The sequence below is a fragment of the Chitinophaga sancti genome (assembly GCF_034424315.1).
GTDB classification, from domain to species: domain Bacteria; phylum Bacteroidota; class Bacteroidia; order Chitinophagales; family Chitinophagaceae; genus Chitinophaga; species Chitinophaga sancti.
The window spans coordinates 2,339,704-2,359,550 of record NZ_CP139972.1 but is presented as its reverse complement, the minus strand read 5'-3'; the positions used below and the strand labels follow the sequence as shown (position 1 = coordinate 2,359,550).

Genomic DNA, 19,847 nt, shown 5'->3' with positions numbered 1-19,847 from the left:
CAAGGTAGTTATGGAAACGCTTTTAACCTGTTTTACGCTTGCCGAGAGTCTGAAAAATGCGGCAATGTCCGGTAAAAAAATAACGTTGGTCAGTGGTGGAGACGATTATTACTCCATCTCCTACAGGGATTTTTATCACGAGGTATTTAATATTGCAGCTGCACTGCAGGATTTAGGATTGAAGGAGCGGAGCGAGCTGGTGCTGATCATCAGCGATAATGAATTTTTTCTGAAGTTGTTCTGGGCCTGTGTGCTGACAAAAATCATTGTTGTGCCTATAGCTACGGGAAGCCAGGAACAACACAAAGAAAAAGTTTGTAAAATCCTACATCAGCTTGAACATCCTTGTCTTATAGCAGAAGAAAATTTTCTTCGCGATTTTGATAATTTCCTACAAAATACTGATAATACTGAGCACATAAATGTAAGACGGATTAACCCTCATGGCCTCCGTTCGACAGGGGCGCTTCATATGCCATTGTTGCCAGCCATTTATGAAGACGATATTGCCTATATCCAGTACTCTTCCGGTTCCACCGGTGACCCTAAAGGAGTAGTGCTTACACATGCTAACCTTTTGTCTAATACCCGCGCCATTGCATCAAGGCTGGCTATTACGGGTAATGATGTAGCCTTTTCCTGGCTACCTCTTACGCATGATATGGGTATGATCTGCTTTCATCTTACATGTGTAGTTGCAGGTTGTGATCAGGTTATAATGCCGACTACACTTTTTATTAAACGTCCGTTGCTCTGGATGGAATTATCCAGCAGACTAAATGCCAGCATACTGTACTCTCCGAATTTTGGTTTTCAGTATCTCATGAAGTCCATGGAGTCTAATAAACAAACAATAAACTGGCAATTGGATGGCATCCGGGTGATTGTCAATGGCGCGGAACCAATTTCCGAAAGTATTACACGACAATTTTGCCGGCAGTTACATCAGTATGGATTAAAGGAAGATACCATGTATCCCGGTTATGGCCTTGCTGAGGCCTCTGTAGCGGTAACGCTGCCCGACGCAGGTCATCGGCTTTCTTTTGTTTCCTGCAAAAGAGATCACCTGCAGATAGGAGAAAATGTGGAGATAGGAACACCGGGTGATCCGGATTGTCTGAGTTTTGCGAATTGTGGATATCCTGTAAATGATTGTCTGGTAAGAATTGCAGATGATGAGGATAATGTGCTGCCTCCCAGTTATGTTGGCAATATTCAGGTAAAAGGAAAAAATGTTACCGGAGGTTACTACAAACAACCAGACCATACTGCCTTGTTTACTGCTGATGGCTGGCTGAGAACCGGAGATGTGGGTTTTACTTATAATGATCATCTGATAATAACAGGCAGGAAGAAAAATATTATTATAGTCAACGGGCAGAACTATTATCCCCATGATATTGAACAACTGATAGAGCGCGAACTGAATATTAGACCCGGGAGTATTGTTGCGATCGGGGTGTCATCTCCTCATATAACAGCCAGGGTAGCGATTTTTGTATTGTTTAAAGGTAATATAGGTGCATTCGGGCAACAGGCTGTTCTGATAAGAGAACTGCTGGCGGCCAGAATGGATATCTATCCGGACTATATATTGCCTATACGCAGTATTCCTAAAACTACGAGTGGAAAGGTAATGCACTTCAGGTTGAAGGAAGATCTGATCCGGGGAACTTTCAACGGTGAAATAGCATTGATGCAACAACTTGAAAATGACCTGTCTGGAGATCCCGGTGGTGAAGATATTTCCGGTTTACTTGCCAAGGTGCTGAAACAGGTTGGTGTAGGCAGTGATGTGCAGCCGGATGAGAGCTTGTTTAACGCAGCTTTAAGTAGTCTGAAAGCACTCTCATTGATCAACGCACTTAGCCGGCATAAATTTGATATCTCTTTTTCAATGTTATACGAAGCTGGTTCCATTAATAATCTGGAAACACTACTAAAACAACAAAAAAGAGAACATGATTATATTGGCCGGAACATAAAAAAATCTCCTTACGAAACGGTATATCCGCTCAGCTGGGGCCAAAAGCAGATTTATGTAGCTCATATGATGGCACCTGAATCAGCTAACATGAATATTTGCTTTGCCGTAGATATGAAAGGGCATCTGGAAGAGGAAATCCTGCAACAGGCATTTCAGTTATTGATCCGTAATAATGATGTGCTCAGAACAGCCATTCAATGGAAGGATAATGAACCTATGCAGGTTTTATTTCCTGCAGAAGAGGTGCAGCCGGTATGGGAGACGGAAGACCTGACTGCAGAAATAAATCCGGACGCATTGTTGCAAAAGCAAAAGCAGCGGATAGCCCGTATGCCGTTTAATATTGAGCAGGCGCCTTTATGCCGTTCCTATCTTGCAAAAGTCTCTGCGGACACATGGGTCTTTGTTTTATCCATTCATCATATTATCAGCGATGGATGGTCCATTCAGCTTATCGGAAAAGAATTGGCAGCATTATACCAATTGCTTAAAAATGGAATGGCCCCGGAACCAGTGTCTGAAAAAATTCAATATAAGGATTTTGTCTTCTGGCAGCAACAGTTGCTGCTGACAGAAAAATATCAGCAGAACAGGTTGTTCTGGGAAAAATATCTTCGAGATGTATCTGCAGGTTTTCGTATCCCGGTAACGACAAATAAGCATACGGTACCGGAAAAGGAAATGGCGCAGGGAGCCGTTTTTAAAAAGCACTATGCTGCCGGAACAACTGCTGCAATTAACACACTTGCCTATACCCATGGTGTATCATTCTTTAGTGTAATTATTTCTGCTATATCGTTACTGATCAATAAGTATAACTATGCAGGTACAGACGATATGATGATCGGAATAGATACTGCCGGTCGTACCCATCCGCAGCTGGAAGATCAGATCGGGTATTTTCTTCATGTTCTGCCGGTTAATGTTAAGCTGGAAAACGGAGAGCATTATGTGAACTTTCTGAAGAAAATACATCAGGACCTGTTATTAATTTATGACCATCAAACCTGCCATATTGAAGAGGTGAATACCGGTCTGCAGAAAGTAACCGATTTTTCTACTTACAATGTGCTGGTAATATTCCAGAATTTTGAACAGGGGCTCGGATTTGATACAGTCTTCGCTGATCTTGAAACAAGTACTGCAGAAATTGAAAATGATACTTGTCTGAATGACCTTCTTTTTGAATTCAGTATAAATGAGGATATCCTTTCTTTAAAGATAAAATACAATACCACACTATATGATGAAGCATATGTTTCCGGGATATGCCATCATTTAGGGAATATCGTACAGCAGGTATGTGAGCGTCCTCTGATTTCCGTTGACCAGGTAGCCTTGCTATTGAAGGAAGAACGTGAACGGGTACTATATGAATTTAATAATACCCTTGTTGACTGGGGAACGGATATGGAGCTGACTGAATTTTTCGAAAACCAGGTGATGCGCAGACCGGAAGCTCCGGCTCTTGTTTGCGGAGATAAGGTGATTTCTTATGATGAGCTTAATCAGCGTGCCGATAAGGTGGCCGCAATGGTGGCAGACTGGCTGGGAGAAAGTAATAACAGACTGGTTGGAATCAGCACTGGTAGAAATGAATGGCTGGTTATAGGTATTTTGGGTATACTCAAGGCGGGGGCTGCCTATGTTCCTGTTGATCCGGAATATCCTGAAGACAGGATTCGCTATGTGTTTGAGAGCAGTGATCTTAGGCTGCTGCTTACGGATGGAACGGTACATGCTTATGGTGGAAAGGTAAGGGTATGTTCCATTCCTGACATCATTACCGCAAATGAAATAACCTCTTCAACATACAGCCATAAAGTACCTCCTGATACACCGGCTTATATCCTCTATACTTCGGGGTCTACCGGACAGCCGAAAGGTGTCATGGTATCGCGCGGTTCGCTGACTAACTATATACATGCTTTTTGTACATATTTCAATATTAGTAAAGATGACAGGGTAGTGCTGCAATCATCTATCGCTTTTGATACGATGGTAGAAGAATTGTTTCCTGTATTGTTCAAAGGGGGAGTATTGGTGCTGTCGGAACAAGGAGGCCGTGACATTGAATCACTATGTGATATGATTGAGAGAGAACACGTCACTGTTTTAAGTGTAACACCGCTCATCCTGAATGAACTAAATACCCGTCTGCAATTCCCTGGTACGCTCCGGGTTATTATCAGCGGAGGAGATGAATTATTGCCTTCCTATGTGGATCGCTTACTCGGTAAAGTTGCCCTGTATAATACATACGGACCAACAGAAACAACCGTATGTGCTACCTATTTTCCGGTTACAGATATAAGGAGAACACATATTATAGGCAAGCCAATTGCCAATACGCAGGTATATATACTTGATCATACGCTTCAGCCACAGCCGGTTGGGGTTCCGGGTGAAATATGCATAGCCGGTGCCGGGGTCGCACTTGGATACCTTAATAAACCGGAATTGACCCATGAGCGGTTTGTAGTAAACCCATTTGGAGAAGGAAGATTATACCGTACCGGTGATATTGGGTGCTGGGAGTCGGATGGCAATGTTATTTTTTCTGGCAGACGGGATACGCAGGTAAAGATTCGCGGATACCGTATAGAACTGGGTGAAATCGAAAAGTGTCTATTAGGTTCGGGATTGGTAGATCAGGTAGTGGTAGATGTTTTGCTAAATGATGCAGGAAAAACGCTGGTGGCATACTATACTGCTAAAAATGAGAACCTGGTTGCATTAAGGGAGTACTTACATACCCGGTTGCCCTATTATATGGTGCCATCTTTTTTCGTGTTGTTGACACAGTTACCATTAACACCAAATGGCAAGATAAACAGAAAGTTACTACCCGCACCTGTATCCAGCCCTCACAGCTACCATGCCCCTGAAACACCATTAGAACGTGATTTGGCCCGCCTCTGGGAAAATGTGCTTCAGCGCCCCAATGTTAGTATGAATGATGATTTTTTTGAGATCGGAGGCCAGTCTTTAAAGGCAATACAGGTAATTTCCAGAGTATTTAAGGAATTTTCCGTTAAGCTGGAATTGAGAGATTTGTTTATTAACCCTGTATTCGCACAGTTTACAGAACGTGTTGCATTACTGATGTGGATTAATACACCAACAAAATCTGATTTATCAAATAACATCGATGAAATCATTATATGAAGCAGTTACAAATTTTACTGAATGAACTTCGTAAGCTAGGTGTGCAAATCCAGCTTGTTGATGGCCAGGTGAAGATTAATGCACCATCGGGAACATTGACATCAGCTCATCTGGATGAGATCAGGAACAATAAAGCGGAAATCATAAGCTACCTCAGCGAGGTAAAGAAAGAGGCCTACCAGCCTATTCCTAAAGTACCACTGATGGAAAGCTATGCATTATCCAATTCGCAGAAACGATTATGGGTATTGAGTCAGTTCAATGGACAGTCGGTAGCATATAATATATCCACTCTTTATAAGATGAAGGGACTATTGGATGTTAATGCTTTGTCTGTTGCATTCCGTCATCTGGTGGAACGTCATGAAAGTCTGCGAACTGTGTTTGTATTAAGAGATGGAGAACCCAGGCAGCGGATTCAGTCAGAGCAGGATGTCAATACCAGCCTGGAGATCCATGATTTCCGCACATCACCGGATGCGGAAAGTTTAGCGATGGAAAGTGCCAGGGATATAAGTATGAAGCAATTTGACCTGGAAAACGGCCCGCTATTCAGGGTTGTAGTTTTCAGGATAACCGATTCACTATCTGTACTTCTTTGCGCTATACATCATATTATTTCTGATGAATGGTCTATGCAGGTAATGGTTCGGGAAATAAATCAGACATATAATGCAATAGTAGAAGGAAGAAAGATTTTGTTGCCGGAACTGACCATACAGTATAAAGATTATGCTGCCTGGCAGCAACAGGAATTAACAGGTGAACAGTTTAAGGAACATAGAAGTTATTGGTTATCTCATTTCGAAGGAGAACTACCTGTATTGGATCTGCCAACTGACTATAAAAGGTCTGCGGTGCTCAAACATCAGGGGGCCTATTCCAGACATTCATTTTCTTTAAGCCAGAGTTCAAGGTTCCAGCAACTGCTGAAAGAACAACAGGCAACCCTGTTCATGGGTGTGATATCTCTCGTTAATGTTTTACTGTACCGATACAGTGGGCAATCAGATGTAATTATTGGTACACCTGTAGCCGGTCGGGAACATCCGGATCTGGAAGAACAAATTGGCTTTTATGTTAATACACTGGCGTTCAGAAATAGAATTGTTGCGGAAGATAGTTTTGTAAATGTACTCAGCCAAACAAGGCAAACAACTATGAAAGGATTCACCCATCAGGCGTATCCTTTTGATCTGCTGGTAGATGAATTGGGCTTGAAACGCGACCTGAGCCGGTCTCCTGTATTTGAAATAATGGTGGTATGGCATAGCGGCGGACAGGATAGTACAGGGGATATTGCCTTTAATGGAATTGAGGCCGAACGAATTCAACTGGGTGATGTTGTCAGCAAGTTTGATCTTACTTTTTATTTCGAGAAACAGGGAAATGAACTTAATCTGAATATCGAGTATAATACAGATATATATAGCCGTGCACGGATAGAGCGTATGGCCACTCATATGCAATGTTTGCTGGAAGAAATCCTTCAGGCACCGGAAAAGGCGATAGGTCATCTTAATTATATTCCTGAAGCAGAGCAGGTCCAGCTGCTGAAGGTATTCAATGAAACCAGTAAAGCCTGGGATTTAAACAGGCAGGATCTTGTGAGCTGTTTTGTACAACAGGCATCCCTTCATCCTGATGAAACAGCACTTGTCAGCGGGGGGAAAACATTTTCTTTCCGGGAACTGGATAGTTTGTCTAATCAGCTTGCAGACAGGTTGGTGGGTGTTCATGGCATCACAAACAATGAATTGATAGGTATCAGCACCGCACGTAATGAATACCTGGTCATCGGTATACTGGGGATCCTGAAATCAGGAGCAGGTTATGTGCCACTGGACCCGACGCATCCGGCAGACAGGCTGGAATATATTATAGCAGACAGTCAGCTGCGGCTTATCCTTACAGATAATACCACCAGTTCCTATGAGGGAAGAGTTGCTGTACTGAACCTCAGTGAAGAAAGTACGCTTAATGGTTATAATGCAGCTGGTGTTGCCGTTAAAATTCATCCGGAAGATATTGCTTATGTCATCTATACCTCCGGTTCTACCGGGCGTCCGAAAGGAGTACTGGTGCCGCATAAAGGAGTCGTAAATGTACTGTGCTATATTAAAGAGAAACTGGGTGTGAGTATGGCCGACCGTTTGGTGGCAATTACGACCTATACTTTTGATATGTCAGTTGTAGAGCTGTTGCTCCCGCTGACCATGGGTTGCCGGTTGATATTAGCAGGTAATGATGTTTGCAACATGCCAGACCAGCTGAGTGCTTTACTTAACAGTAGTGAGGCCACAATACTGCAGGCAACCCCCGGGATGTGGAATCTGTTGTTGCAGAGTGGCTGGAAGGGCCGTGCGGGCCTGCAGGTCATCTCCGGAGGTGAAGCGATGACAGAAGGCCTGATCCGGCAGCTGCTGCATCTTACAGGCCGTGTATGGAACATGTATGGTCCAACAGAAACCACGATATTTTCTACAGCACTGGAGGTAACGAGTACGGAACAATCTCATCTTATCGGCCGCCCGTTGGCCAATACCCAACTCTATATACTGGATGGTCATCAGCAATTACAACCGGTAGGAGTGCCGGGAGAGTTATGTATAGCCGGAGACGGAGTCGCGGCAGGATACCTGAACAATGACTTACTGACGCAGGACCGTTTCATCGCTCATCCTTATGGCCGGGGTAAATTATACCGGACAGGAGATATCGCGAGCTGGACTGTTGATGGAGAAGTAGTATTCTATGGTCGTAAAGATAATCAGGTAAAGATCAGCGGTTATCGCATAGAGCTTGGAGAGATTGAAGAAAGCCTGCTTTCATCAGGTTTACTTCGTCAGGCAATAGTAACTGTATACAATAAAGGAACAGAAAAGTCACTGGTAGCCTATTATACGGTCGATAAGGCAGTATCGGCAGCATCTGTACGATCCTGGCTGCAAACCCGGTTGCCACAATATATGATTCCTGCCTATTTCATGGAACTGGAGCAGCTGCCACTTACGGGTAACGGTAAGATAGACCGTAAATCACTGCCGGCGCCGGAAGCACTGCGACAGATTTACCGTGCACCGGAAACAGCTACAGAACAGACACTGGCCCGCATATGGGAAGATGTACTGGGAAATGGGCGTGTAGGTTTGGATGATAATTTTTTTGAATTAGGTGGAAATTCTCTGAAGGTAATACAGGTTAACTCCCGGATTTTAAAAGAGCTCTCCCTAAAACTTAAACTGGAAGATATATTTATAAACCCACTGCTCTATCAGTTTTCTGATAAGATCGAGATGTTGTTATGGATTAATAACCCGGTTACTACTGATTTATCAGGTGACGCAGAAGAAATATTTCTATGAAGATGGAATTATTATTAAATGAACTCCGGAAGAAAGGAGTTCAACTTCAGCTGGTGGATGCTCAGCTGAAACTAAGTGCTCCCGCTGGCATTTTAACTCCGGTTATTCTTGAGCAGATCAGGGGAAATAAGGAGGCTATCATAACATATCTGAAAGATATAAGAAAGGAGGAATATCAGCCCATTCCATTAGCTGATGTCATGGCTGATTACCCATTGTCGCATTCCCAGCAGCGGTTGTGGGTGCAGGATCAGTTACATGGCCATGGCGCTACTTATAATATTCCTGTGGTGTATCGTCTGCATGGCGCAGTGGATATTGCTGCGCTGGAGGCTTCCTTCCGCCAGCTGTCGGATCGTCATGAGATCCTTCGTACTGTTTTTGTGCTGCGGGATGGTGTGCCGCGTCAGCGCATATTAGCTGCAGCCGCTGATGGTTACTGGAGTACCCGGGATTTTAGTGTATTACCTTCACCTGAGGAGTCTGCACAGGACTATATCCGCGATTTTATCAACGCCGGTTTTGATTTGAAGAGTGGTCCGTTGCTGCGGGTGGCATTGCTGCGGCTTTCTGCCACAGAATGGCTGCTGGCCTGGTCAATGCATCATATCATCTCCGATGAATGGTCCATGCAGGTGATGGTTCGGGAGCTGGTAAAAGTCTATAATCATCATACGGCTGGCCATTCACTATCGATGAGTGTACTGCCCCTGCAATATAAAGACTACGCGGTATGGCAGCAAATTGCGCTAAGCGGTGATCAGCTGGCTACCCACCGTGATTACTGGTTGTCTCGTTTGTCCGGAGAGCTGCCCTTGCTGGAGCTGCCTGCAGATCACAGCCGTCCACAGGTGCAGGCGCACCATGGAGGACATGTGAGCTTCCGGTTTGACACAGCTTCGGGCAAAAGCTATCAGGAGCTGCTGCATGGCCAGGATGCTACCCTGTTTATGGGTGTGCTGTCATTGGTAAATGTCTTGCTGTACCGCTACAGCGGGCAGTCAGACCTGATCATTAGCAGCCCTGTTGCTGGCCGTCACCATCCTGACCTTGAAGACCAGATAGGTTATTACCTGAACACGCTGGCGCTGAGAAATGAAGTAAATGGCAACACCGGTTTTAAACAGTTGTTGTCTTCTGTGCGGGATACGACCTTGTCAGGTTTTGATCACCAGGTTTACCCGTTTGATATGTTGGTGGAAGAGCTGGGCCTTGGTGGAGATCTGAGCCGGTCACCATTGTCGGATGTGGTGGTGATATTACAGAATGTACGGCTCAATGATGAAAAACAGCTAGAGATGCATGGACTGGAAGTTGTTGCAGAAACAGCTTCCCTGGACATCAGCAAAGGAGACCTTCGCTTCCAGTTTTATCATAATGAACACAGTGATGTTCTTTATGGCAACATTGAATATAACAGTGCAATTTTCAACCGTGAGCGTATAGAACGTATGGCCACCCACCTCTGTAAGCTGATGGACGCCGTGCTTGCAGATCCTGATATGGCAATAGATAATATTGTTTACCAGGCAGCAGGAGAGCAGGAAGATGAGAGCTGGTTTACGGCCCCCCTTCCCGGTGTGGCGCAGCCGCTGTTGCATCGTGTGATAGAGGAACGCGTGAGGCAGTATCCTGACAGGATAGCATTATCCGGTTATGGCCTTCGTGTGCGCTACGAAGAGTTAAATAGTTACGCTAACCAGCTTTCCCATGGACTATTGTCTTTTGACTGCGGACATGAAAGTACGGTTGGTGTTTATGCCGGCGGCGGTCCTTTGCAGGTGGTTGCCCTGTTAGCGTGCTTTAAGGCGGGAGCCGTATATGTGCCGATGTCGGCAGACCAGGCAGCGCAGCAGCTATTGCAGGTGATCGAAGATACCGGCATGAAAGCGATCATCACCACTGCTGCACATGTGGCAGGGTTACAACAGTTTTTAAACAGACATGGGGTTAAAGTAGCTACACTGATGGTGATTGATAACCCTGCAGCTGCAGTATTGCCATTGACTGTGTATCATCAGGATCAGATGGAGCATCCTGTTTTCAGTACTTCCAATGTGGATCTGTCGTATAGTGAATTTAACAGTGCCTATATTTTTTATACTTCAGGGTCTACGGGTAGAAGCAAAGGAATAATAGGTTCTCATACATCACTTAGCCATTATATTCATTGGCATCAGCGGGAATGGGGGATAGATGGTAGTTTCCGGATAAGCCAGCTGGCACCGATGACTTTTGATGCCTCACTGAAAGATATACTGACAGGCCTTATCGGAGGGGCTACCATCTGTATGCCTGAAAGCAACATAAAAAACAATCCTGCGCTGTTAGTGGAATGGTTACGAAGTGAAGAGATCACACTGCTGCAGACGGTACCTTCTGTTTTCCGTTTGATTACCGGCAGTCTGCAGGAGTCCGGTCAGCCGTTTACAGCGTTGCGTTATGTGGTGCTGGCAGGAGAGCGTTTATACGGCAGGGATGTACTAAACTGGAAAGCCGCCAATGGTACAGCAGCACGTCTGTCTAATTTGTACGGATTAACAGAAACGACGATACTAAAAACCTGTTTTCATATTGATCACTGGGACTGGCAGGCGGGAGAAGTGTTGCCGGTAGGATTTCCGGTAGCCGATACACTGGTGGGCGTGATCAATAACAGCCATCATCTTTGTGTTGCCGGAGAGATGGGAGAGGTATATATCAGGAGTCCTTATATCACCAAAGGTTATGTTTCTGCAGATCTTAACAGTGGGTATCTGGTAGCCAACCCCTTGAATGGGGCTGCCGGCGACCAGTTATGGCGTACGGGAGATCTGGGCCGTTACCGCCGTGATGGGAGCCTTGAAATTCTTGGCCGCCGCGATGAGCAGGTGAAGATCAACGGTGTGCGTGTAGAGCTGGAGCAGGTACGGGCGGCGTTGCTGGAACAGGAGGGTGTGTCCCGCACAGAGCTGGTAGTACATACGGGGGAAGATTTTCGTCAGGAGCTGCTGTGTTATTATAGTGGGCACCGCTATGAGGCTGAAGAGCTGCGCACCTTGCTGTCTGCAAAACTAAACGCTGCGCTGTTGCCTGGCTATTATGTTTGGATGGATACTTTTCCTTTAAACATGAATGGTAAGGTAGACCGCAATGCCTTGCCACGTCCTGAAGAAATGTTATTGCAAAGTACTTACGATGCACCGCAGGCGGGTCTGGAACAACAGCTATCCGCCTTGTGGCAGCAGGTGCTGGGGTTATCCCGTGTAGGACGTGGAGATAATTTCTTTACCATAGGAGGCTCTTCGCTGAAAGCTATTCAGCTGATTGCCCGTATCTATAAGGAGCTGGACGTACAGCTTACGATAGCAGAGCTGTTCTCCCATCCTGTATTACACCAGCTGGCGTCACTGATTAAAGCCAGTGTTCACACCAGTTATCAGCCCATTCCATTAGCTGATGTCATGGCCGATTACCCATTGTCGCATTCCCAGCAGCGGCTGTGGGTGCAGGATCAGTTACATGGCCATGGCGCTACTTATAATATTCCTGTGGTGTATCGTCTGCATGGCGCATTGGACATTGCTGCGCTGGAGGCTTCCTTCCGCCAGCTGTCGGATCGTCATGAGATCCTTCGTACTGTTTTTGTGCTGCGGGATGGTGTGCCGCGTCAGCGCATATTAGCTGCAGCCGCTGACGGTTACTGGAGTACCCGGGATTTTAGTGGATTACCTTCACCTGAGGAGTCTGCACAGGACTATATCCGTGATTTTATCAACGCCGGCTTTGATTTGAAGAGTGGTCCATTGCTGCGGGTGGCATTGCTGCGGCTTTCTGCCACAGAATGGCTGCTGGCCTGGTCAATGCATCATATCATCTCCGATGAATGGTCTATGCAGGTGATGGTTCGGGAGCTGGTAAGAGTCTATAATCATCATACGGCTGGCCATTCACTATCGATGAGTGTACTGCCCCTGCAATATAAAGACTACGCGGTATGGCAGCAAATTGCGCTAAGCGGTGATCAGCTGGCTACCCACCGTGATTACTGGTTGTCTCGTTTGTCCGGAGAGCTGCCCTTGCTGGAGCTGCCTGCAGATCACAGCCGTCCACAGGTGCAGGCGCACCATGGAGGACATGTGAGCTTCCGGTTTGACACAGCCTCGGGCAAAAGCTATCAGGAGCTGCTGCATGGCCAGGATGCTACCCTGTTTATGGGTGTGCTGTCATTGGTAAATGTCTTGCTGTACCGCTACAGCGGGCAGTCAGACCTGATCATTAGCAGCCCTGTTGCTGGCCGTCACCATCCTGACCTTGAAGACCAGATAGGTTATTACCTGAACACGCTGGCGCTGAGAAATGAAGTAAATGGCAATACAGGTTTTAAACAGTTGTTGTCTTCTGTGCGGGATACGACCTTGTCAGGTTTTGATCACCAGGTTTACCCGTTTGACATGTTGGTGGAAGAGCTGGGCCTTGGTGGAGATCTGAGCCGGTCACCATTGTCGGATGTGGTGGTGATATTACAGAATGTACGGCTCAATGATGAAAAACAGCTAGAGATGCATGGACTGGAAGTTGTTGCAGAAACAGCTTCCCTGGACATCAGCAAAGGAGACCTTCGCTTCCAGTTTTATCATAATGAACACAGTGATGTTCTTTATGGCAACATTGAATATAACAGTGCAATTTTCAACCGTGAGCGTATAGAACGTATGGCCACTCACCTCTGTAAGCTGATGGACGCTGTGCTTGCAGATCCTGATATGGCAATAGATAATATTGCTTACCAGGCAGCAGGAGAGCAGGAAGATGAGAGCTGGTTTACGGCCCCCCTTCCAGGTGTGGCGCAGCCGCTGTTGCATCGTGTGATAGAGGAACGCGTGAGGCAGTATCCTGACAGGATAGCATTATCCGGTTATGGCCTTCGTGTGCGCTACGAAGAGTTAAATAGTTACGCTAACCAGCTTTCCCATGGACTATTGTCTTTTGACTGCGGACATGAAAGTACGGTTGGTGTTTATGCCGGCGGCGGTCCATTGCAGGTGCTTGCCCTGTTAGCGTGCTTTAAGGCGGGAGCCGTATATGTGCCGATGTCGGCAGACCAGGCAGCGCAGCAGCTATTACAGGTGATGGAAGATACCGGTATGAAAGCGATCATCACCACTGCTGCACATGTGGCAGGGTTACAACAGTTTTTAACCAGACATGGGGTTAAAGTAGCTACACTGATGGTGATTGATAACCCTGCAGCTGCAGTATTGCCATTGACTGTGTATCATCAGGATCAGATGGAGCATCCTGTTTTCAGTACTTCCAATGTGGATCTGTCGTATAGTGAATTTAACAGTGCCTATATTTTTTATACTTCAGGGTCTACGGGTAGAAGCAAAGGAATAATAGGTTCTCATACATCGCTTAGCCATTATATTCATTGGCATCAGCGGGAATGGGGGATAGATGGCAGTTTCCGGATAAGCCAGCTGGCACCGATGACTTTTGATGCCTCACTGAAAGATATACTGACAGGCCTTATCGGAGGGGCTACCATCTGTATGCCTGAAAGCAACATAAAAAATAATCCTGCGCTGTTAGTGGAATGGTTACGAAGTGAAGAGATCACGCTGCTGCAGACGGTACCTTCTGTTTTCCGTTTGATTACCGGCAGCCTGCAGGAGTCCGGTCAGCCGTTCACAGCTTTGCGTTATGTGGTACTGGCAGGAGAGCGTTTATACGGGAGGGATGTACTAAACTGGAAAGCCGCCAATGGCACGGCAGCACGTCTGTCTAATTTGTACGGATTAACAGAAACGACGATACTGAAAACCTGTTTTCATATTGATCACTGGGACTGGCAGGCGGGAGAAGTGTTGCCGGTAGGATTTCCGGTAGCCGATACACTTGTGGGCGTGATCAATAACAGCCATCATCTTTGTGTTGCCGGAGAGATGGGAGAGGTATATATCAGGAGTCCTTATATCACCAAAGGTTATGTTTCTGCAGATCTTAACAGTGGGTATCTGGTAGCCAACCCCTTGAATGGGGCTGCCGGCGACCTGTTATGGCGTACGGGAGATCTGGGCCGTTACCGCCGTGATGGGAGCCTTGAAATTCTTGGCCGCCGCGATGAGCAGGTGAAGATCAACGGTGTGCGTATAGAGCTGGAGCAGGTACGGGCGGCGTTGCTGGAACAGGAGGGTGTGTCCCGCACAGAGCTGGTAGTACATACGGGGGAAGATTTCCGTCAGGAGCTGCTGTGTTATTATAGTGGGCACCGCTATGAGGCTGAAGAGCTGCGCAGCTTGTTGTCTGCAAAACTAAACGCTGCGCTGTTGCCTGGCTATTATGTTTGGATGGATACTTTTCCTTTAAACATGAATGGCAAGGTAGACCGCAACGCCTTGCCACGTCCTGAAGAAATGTTATTGCAAAGTACTTACGATGCACCGCAGGCGGGCCTGGAACAACAGCTATCCGCCTTGTGGCAGCAGGTACTGGGGTTATCCCGTGTAGGACGTGGAGATAATTTCTTTACTATAGGAGGCTCTTCGCTGAAAGCTATTCAGCTGATTGCCCGTATCTATAAGGAGCTGGACGTACAGCTAACGATAGCAGAGCTGTTCTCCCATCCTGTATTACACCAGCTGGCGTCACAGATCAAAGCCAGTGTTCACACCAGTTATGAGCCCATTCCATTAGCTGATGTCATGGTTGATTATCCGTTGTCGCATTCCCAGCAGCGGCTGTGGGTGCAGGATCAGCTACATGGCCATGGCGCTACTTATAATATTCCTGTGGTGTATCGTCTGCATGGCGCAGTGGATATTGCAGCGCTGGAGGCTTCCTTCCGCCAGCTGTCGGATCGTCATGAGATCCTTCGTACTGTTTTTGTGCTGCGGGATGGTGTGCCGCGTCAGCGCATATTAGCTGCAGCCGCTGACGGTTACTGGAGTACCCGGGATTTTAGTGGATTACCTTCACCTGAGGAGTCTGCACAGGACTATATCCGCGATTTTATCAACGCCGGTTTTGATTTGAAGAGTGGTCCATTGCTGCGGGTGGCGTTGCTGCGGCTCTCTGCCACAGAATGGCTGCTGGCCTGGTCGATGCATCATATCATCTCCGATGAATGGTCCATGCAGGTGATGGTTCGGGAGCTGGTAAAAGTCTATAATCATCATACGGCTGGCCATTCACTATCGATGAGTGTACTGCCCCTGCAATATAAAGACTACGCGGTATGGCAGCAAATTGCGCTAAGCGGTGATCAGCTGGCTACCCACCGTGATTACTGGTTGTCTCGTTTGTCCGGAGAGCTGCCCTTGCTGGAGCTGCCTGCAGATCACAGCCGTCCACAGGTGCAGGCGCACCATGGAGGACATGTGAGCTTCCGGTTTGACACAGCTTCGGGCAAAAGCTATCAGGAGCTGCTGCATGGCCAGGATGCTACCCTGTTTATGGGCGTGCTGTCATTGGTAAATGTCTTGCTGTACCGTTACAGCGGGCAGTCAGACCTGATCATTAGCAGCCCTGTTGCCGGCCGTCACCATCCTGACCTTGAAGACCAGATAGGTTATTACCTGAACACGCTGGCGCTGAGAAATGAAGTAAATGGCAACACCGGTTTTAAACAGTTGTTGTCTTCTGTGCGGGATACGACCTTGTCAGGTTTTGATCACCAGGTTTACCCGTTTGATATGTTGGTGGAAGAGCTGGGCCTTGGTGGAGATCTGAGCCGGTCACCATTGTCGGATGTGGTGGTGATATTACAGAATGTACGGCTCAATGATGAAAAACAGCTAGAGATGCATGGACTGGAAGTTGTTGCAGAAACAGCTTCCCTGGACATCAGCAAAGGAGACCTTCGCTTCCAGTTTTATCATAATGAACACAGTGATGTTCTTTATGGCAACATTGAATATAACAGTGCAATTTTTAACCGTGAGCGTATAGAACGTATGGCCACCCACCTCTGTAAGCTGATGGACGCTGTGCTTGCAGATCCTGATATGGCAATAGATAATATTGTTTACCAGGCAGCAGGAGAGCAGGAAGATGAGAGCTGGTTTACGGCCCCCCTTCCAGGTGTGGCGCAGCCGCTGTTGCATCGTGTGATAGAGGAACGCGTGAGGCAGTATCCTGACCGGATAGCGCTATCCGGTTATGGCCTTTGTGTGCGCTACGAAGAGTTAAATAGTTACGCTAACCAGCTTTCCCATGGACTATTGTCTTTTGACTGCGGACATGAAAGTACGGTTGGTGTTTATGCCGGCGGCGGTCCTTTGCAGGTGCTTGCCCTGTTAGCGTGCTTTAAGGCGGGAGCCGTATATGTGCCAATGTCGGCCGACCAGGCAGCGCAGCAGCTATTACAGGTGATGGAAGATACCGGCATGAAAGCGATCATCACCACTGCTGCACATGTGGCAGGGTTACAACAGTTTTTAGCCAGACATGGGGTTAAAGTAGCTACACTGATGGTGATTGATATCCCTGCAGATGTAGTATTGCCATTGACTGTCTATCATCAGGATCAGATGGAGCATCCTGTTTTCAGTACTTCCAATGTGGATCTGTCGTATAGTGAATTTAACAGTGCCTATATTTTTTATACTTCAGGGTCTACGGGTAGAAGCAAAGGAATAATAGGTTCTCATACATCACTTAGCCATTATATTCATTGGCATCACCGGGAATGGGGGATAGATGGCAGTTTCCGGATAAGCCAGCTGGCACCGATGACTTTTGATGCCTCACTGAAAGATATACTGACAGGCCTTATCGGAGGGGCTACCATCTGTATGCCTGAAAGCAACATAAAAAATAATCCTGCGCTGTTAGTGGAATGGTTACGAAGTGAAGAGATCACACTGCTGCAGACGGTACCTTCTGTTTTCCGTTTGATTACCGGCAGCCTGCAGGAGTCCGGTCAGCCGTTCACAGCTTTGCGTTATGTGGTGCTGGCAGGAGAGCGTTTATACGGCAGGGATGTACTAAACTGGAAAGCCGCCAATGGTACAGCAGCACGTCTGTCTAATTTGTACGGATTAACAGAAACGACGATACTGAAAACCTGTTTTCATATTGATCACTGGGACTGGCAGGCGGGAGAAGTGTTGCCGGTAGGATTTCCGGTAGCCGATACACTGGTGGGCGTGATCAATAACAGCCATCATCTTTGTGTTGCCGGAGAAATGGGAGAGGTATATATCAGGAGTCCTTATATCACCAAAGGTTATGTTTCTGCAGATCTTAACAGTGGGTATCTGGTAGCCAACCCCTTGAATGGGGCTGCCGGCGACCAGTTATGGCGTACGGGAGATCTGGGCCGTTACCGCCGCGATGGGAGCCTTGAAATTCTTGGCCGCCGCGATGAGCAGGTGAAGATCAACGGTGTGCGTATAGAGCTGGAGCAGGTACGGGCGGCGTTGCTGGAACAGGAGGGTGTGTCCCGCACAGAGCTGGTAGTACATACGGGGGAAGATTTCCGTCAGGAGCTGCTGTGTTATTATAGTGGGCACCGCTATGAGGCTGAAGAGCTGCGCAGCTTGTTGTCTGCAAAACTAAACGCTGCGCTGTTGCCCGGCTATTATGTTTGGATGGATACTTTTCCTTTAAACATGAATGGCAAGGTAGACCGCAATGCCTTGCCACGTCCTGAAGAAATGTTATTGCAAAGTACTTACGATGCACCGCAGGCGGGTCTGGAACAACAGCTATCCGCCTTGTGGCAGCAGGTGCTGGGGTTATCCCGTGTAGGACGTGGCGATAATTTCTTTACCATAGGAGGTTCTTCGCTGAAAGCTATTCAGCTGATTGCCCGTATCTATAAGGAGCTGGACGTACAGCTTACGATAGCAGAGCTGTTCTCCCATCCTGTATTACACCAGCTGGCGTCACTGATCAAAGCCAGTGTTCACACCAGTTATGAGCCCATTCCATTAGCTGATGTCATGGCTGATTACCCATTGTCGCATTCCCAGCAGCGGTTGTGGGTGCAGGATCAGTTACATGGCCATGGCGCTACTTATAATATTCCTGTGGTGTATCGTCTGCATGGCGCAGTGGATATTGCTGCGCTGGAGGCTTCCTTCCGCCAGCTGTCGGATCGTCATGAGATCCTTCGTACTGTTTTTGTGCTGCGGGAGGGTGTGCCGCGTCAGCGCATATTAGCAGCAGCCGCTGACGGTTACTGGAGTACCCGGGATTTTAGCGGATTACCTTCACCTGAGGAGTCTGCACAGGACTATATCCGCGATTTTATCAACGCCGGTTTTGATTTGAAGAGTGGTCCATTGCTGCGGGTGGCGTTGCTGCGGCTCTCTGCCACAGAATGGCTGCTGGCCTGGTCGATGCATCATATCATCTCCGATGAATGGTCCATGCAGGTGATGGTTCGGGAGCTGGTAAAAGTCTATAATCATCATACGGCTGGCCATTCACTATCGATGAGTGTACTGCCCCTGCAATATAAAGACTACGCGGTATGGCAGCAAATTGCGCTAAGCGGTGATCAGCTGGCTACCCACCGTGATTACTGGTTGTCTCGTTTGTCCGGAGAGCTGCCCTTGCTGGAGCTGCCTGCAGATCACAGCCGTCCACAGGTACAGGCGCACCATGGAGGACATGTGAGCTTCCGGTTTGACACAGCTTCAGGCAAAAGCTATCAGGAGCTGCTGCATGGCCAGGATGCTACCCTGTTTATGGGGGTGCTGTCATTGGTAAATGTCTTGCTGTACCGTTACAGCGGGCAGTCAGACCTGATCATTAGTAGCCCTGTTGCTGGCCGTCATCATCCTGACCTTGAAGACCAGATAGGCTATTACCTGAACACGCTGGCGCTGAGAAATGAAGTAAATGGCAACACCGGTTTTAAACAGTTGTTGTCTTCTGTGCGGGATACGACCTTGTCAGGTTTTGATCACCAGGTTTACCCGTTTGATATGTTGGTGGAAGAGCTGGGCCTTGGTGGAGATCTGAGCCGGTCACCATTGTCGGATGTGGTGGTGATATTACAGAATGTACGGCTCAATGATGAAAAGCAGCTAAAGATGCATGGACTGGAAGTTGTTGCAGAAACAGCTTCCCTGGACATCAGCAAAGGAGACCTTCGCTTCCAGTTTTATCATAATGAACACAGTGATGTACTTTATGGCAACATTGAATATAACAGTGCAATTTTCAACCGTGAGCGTATAGAACGTATGGCCACCCACCTCTGTAAGCTGATGGACGCTGTGCTTGCAGATCCTGATATGGCAATTGATAATCTGGAATATCTCAATGAATCTGAGATACAACATTCGATGAAGAGGACACTTTCTTTCAACGCCAATATTGATGAAGATTAA

Annotated in this window: 3 protein-coding genes; all 3 read left to right on the top strand. The window is 47.1% G+C overall.

Annotated features, from left to right (window positions below):
* Window positions 1-10 precede the first annotated feature (10 nt).
* From U0033_RS08920 to dltA, 3 genes are read left to right on the top strand one after another with little or no spacing between them, the layout of a single operon-like run.
* Window positions 11-5,155 (top strand): non-ribosomal peptide synthetase, encoded by a 5,145-nt coding sequence (locus U0033_RS08920; protein ID WP_072365607.1) that lies wholly within the window; start codon window positions 11-13, stop codon window positions 5,153-5,155.
* On the top strand, window positions 5,152-8,520 hold the full coding sequence (locus U0033_RS08915) for a non-ribosomal peptide synthetase (RefSeq protein WP_322518504.1): 3,369 nt from the start codon (window positions 5,152-5,154) through the stop codon (window positions 8,518-8,520). The genes U0033_RS08920 and U0033_RS08915 overlap by 4 nt, the downstream gene beginning before the upstream one ends.
* A 2-nt stretch (window positions 8,521-8,522) precedes the next feature.
* Window positions 8,523-19,847 (top strand): D-alanine--poly(phosphoribitol) ligase subunit DltA, encoded by an 11,325-nt coding sequence (dltA, locus tag U0033_RS08910; protein ID WP_326980866.1) that lies wholly within the window; start codon window positions 8,523-8,525, stop codon window positions 19,845-19,847.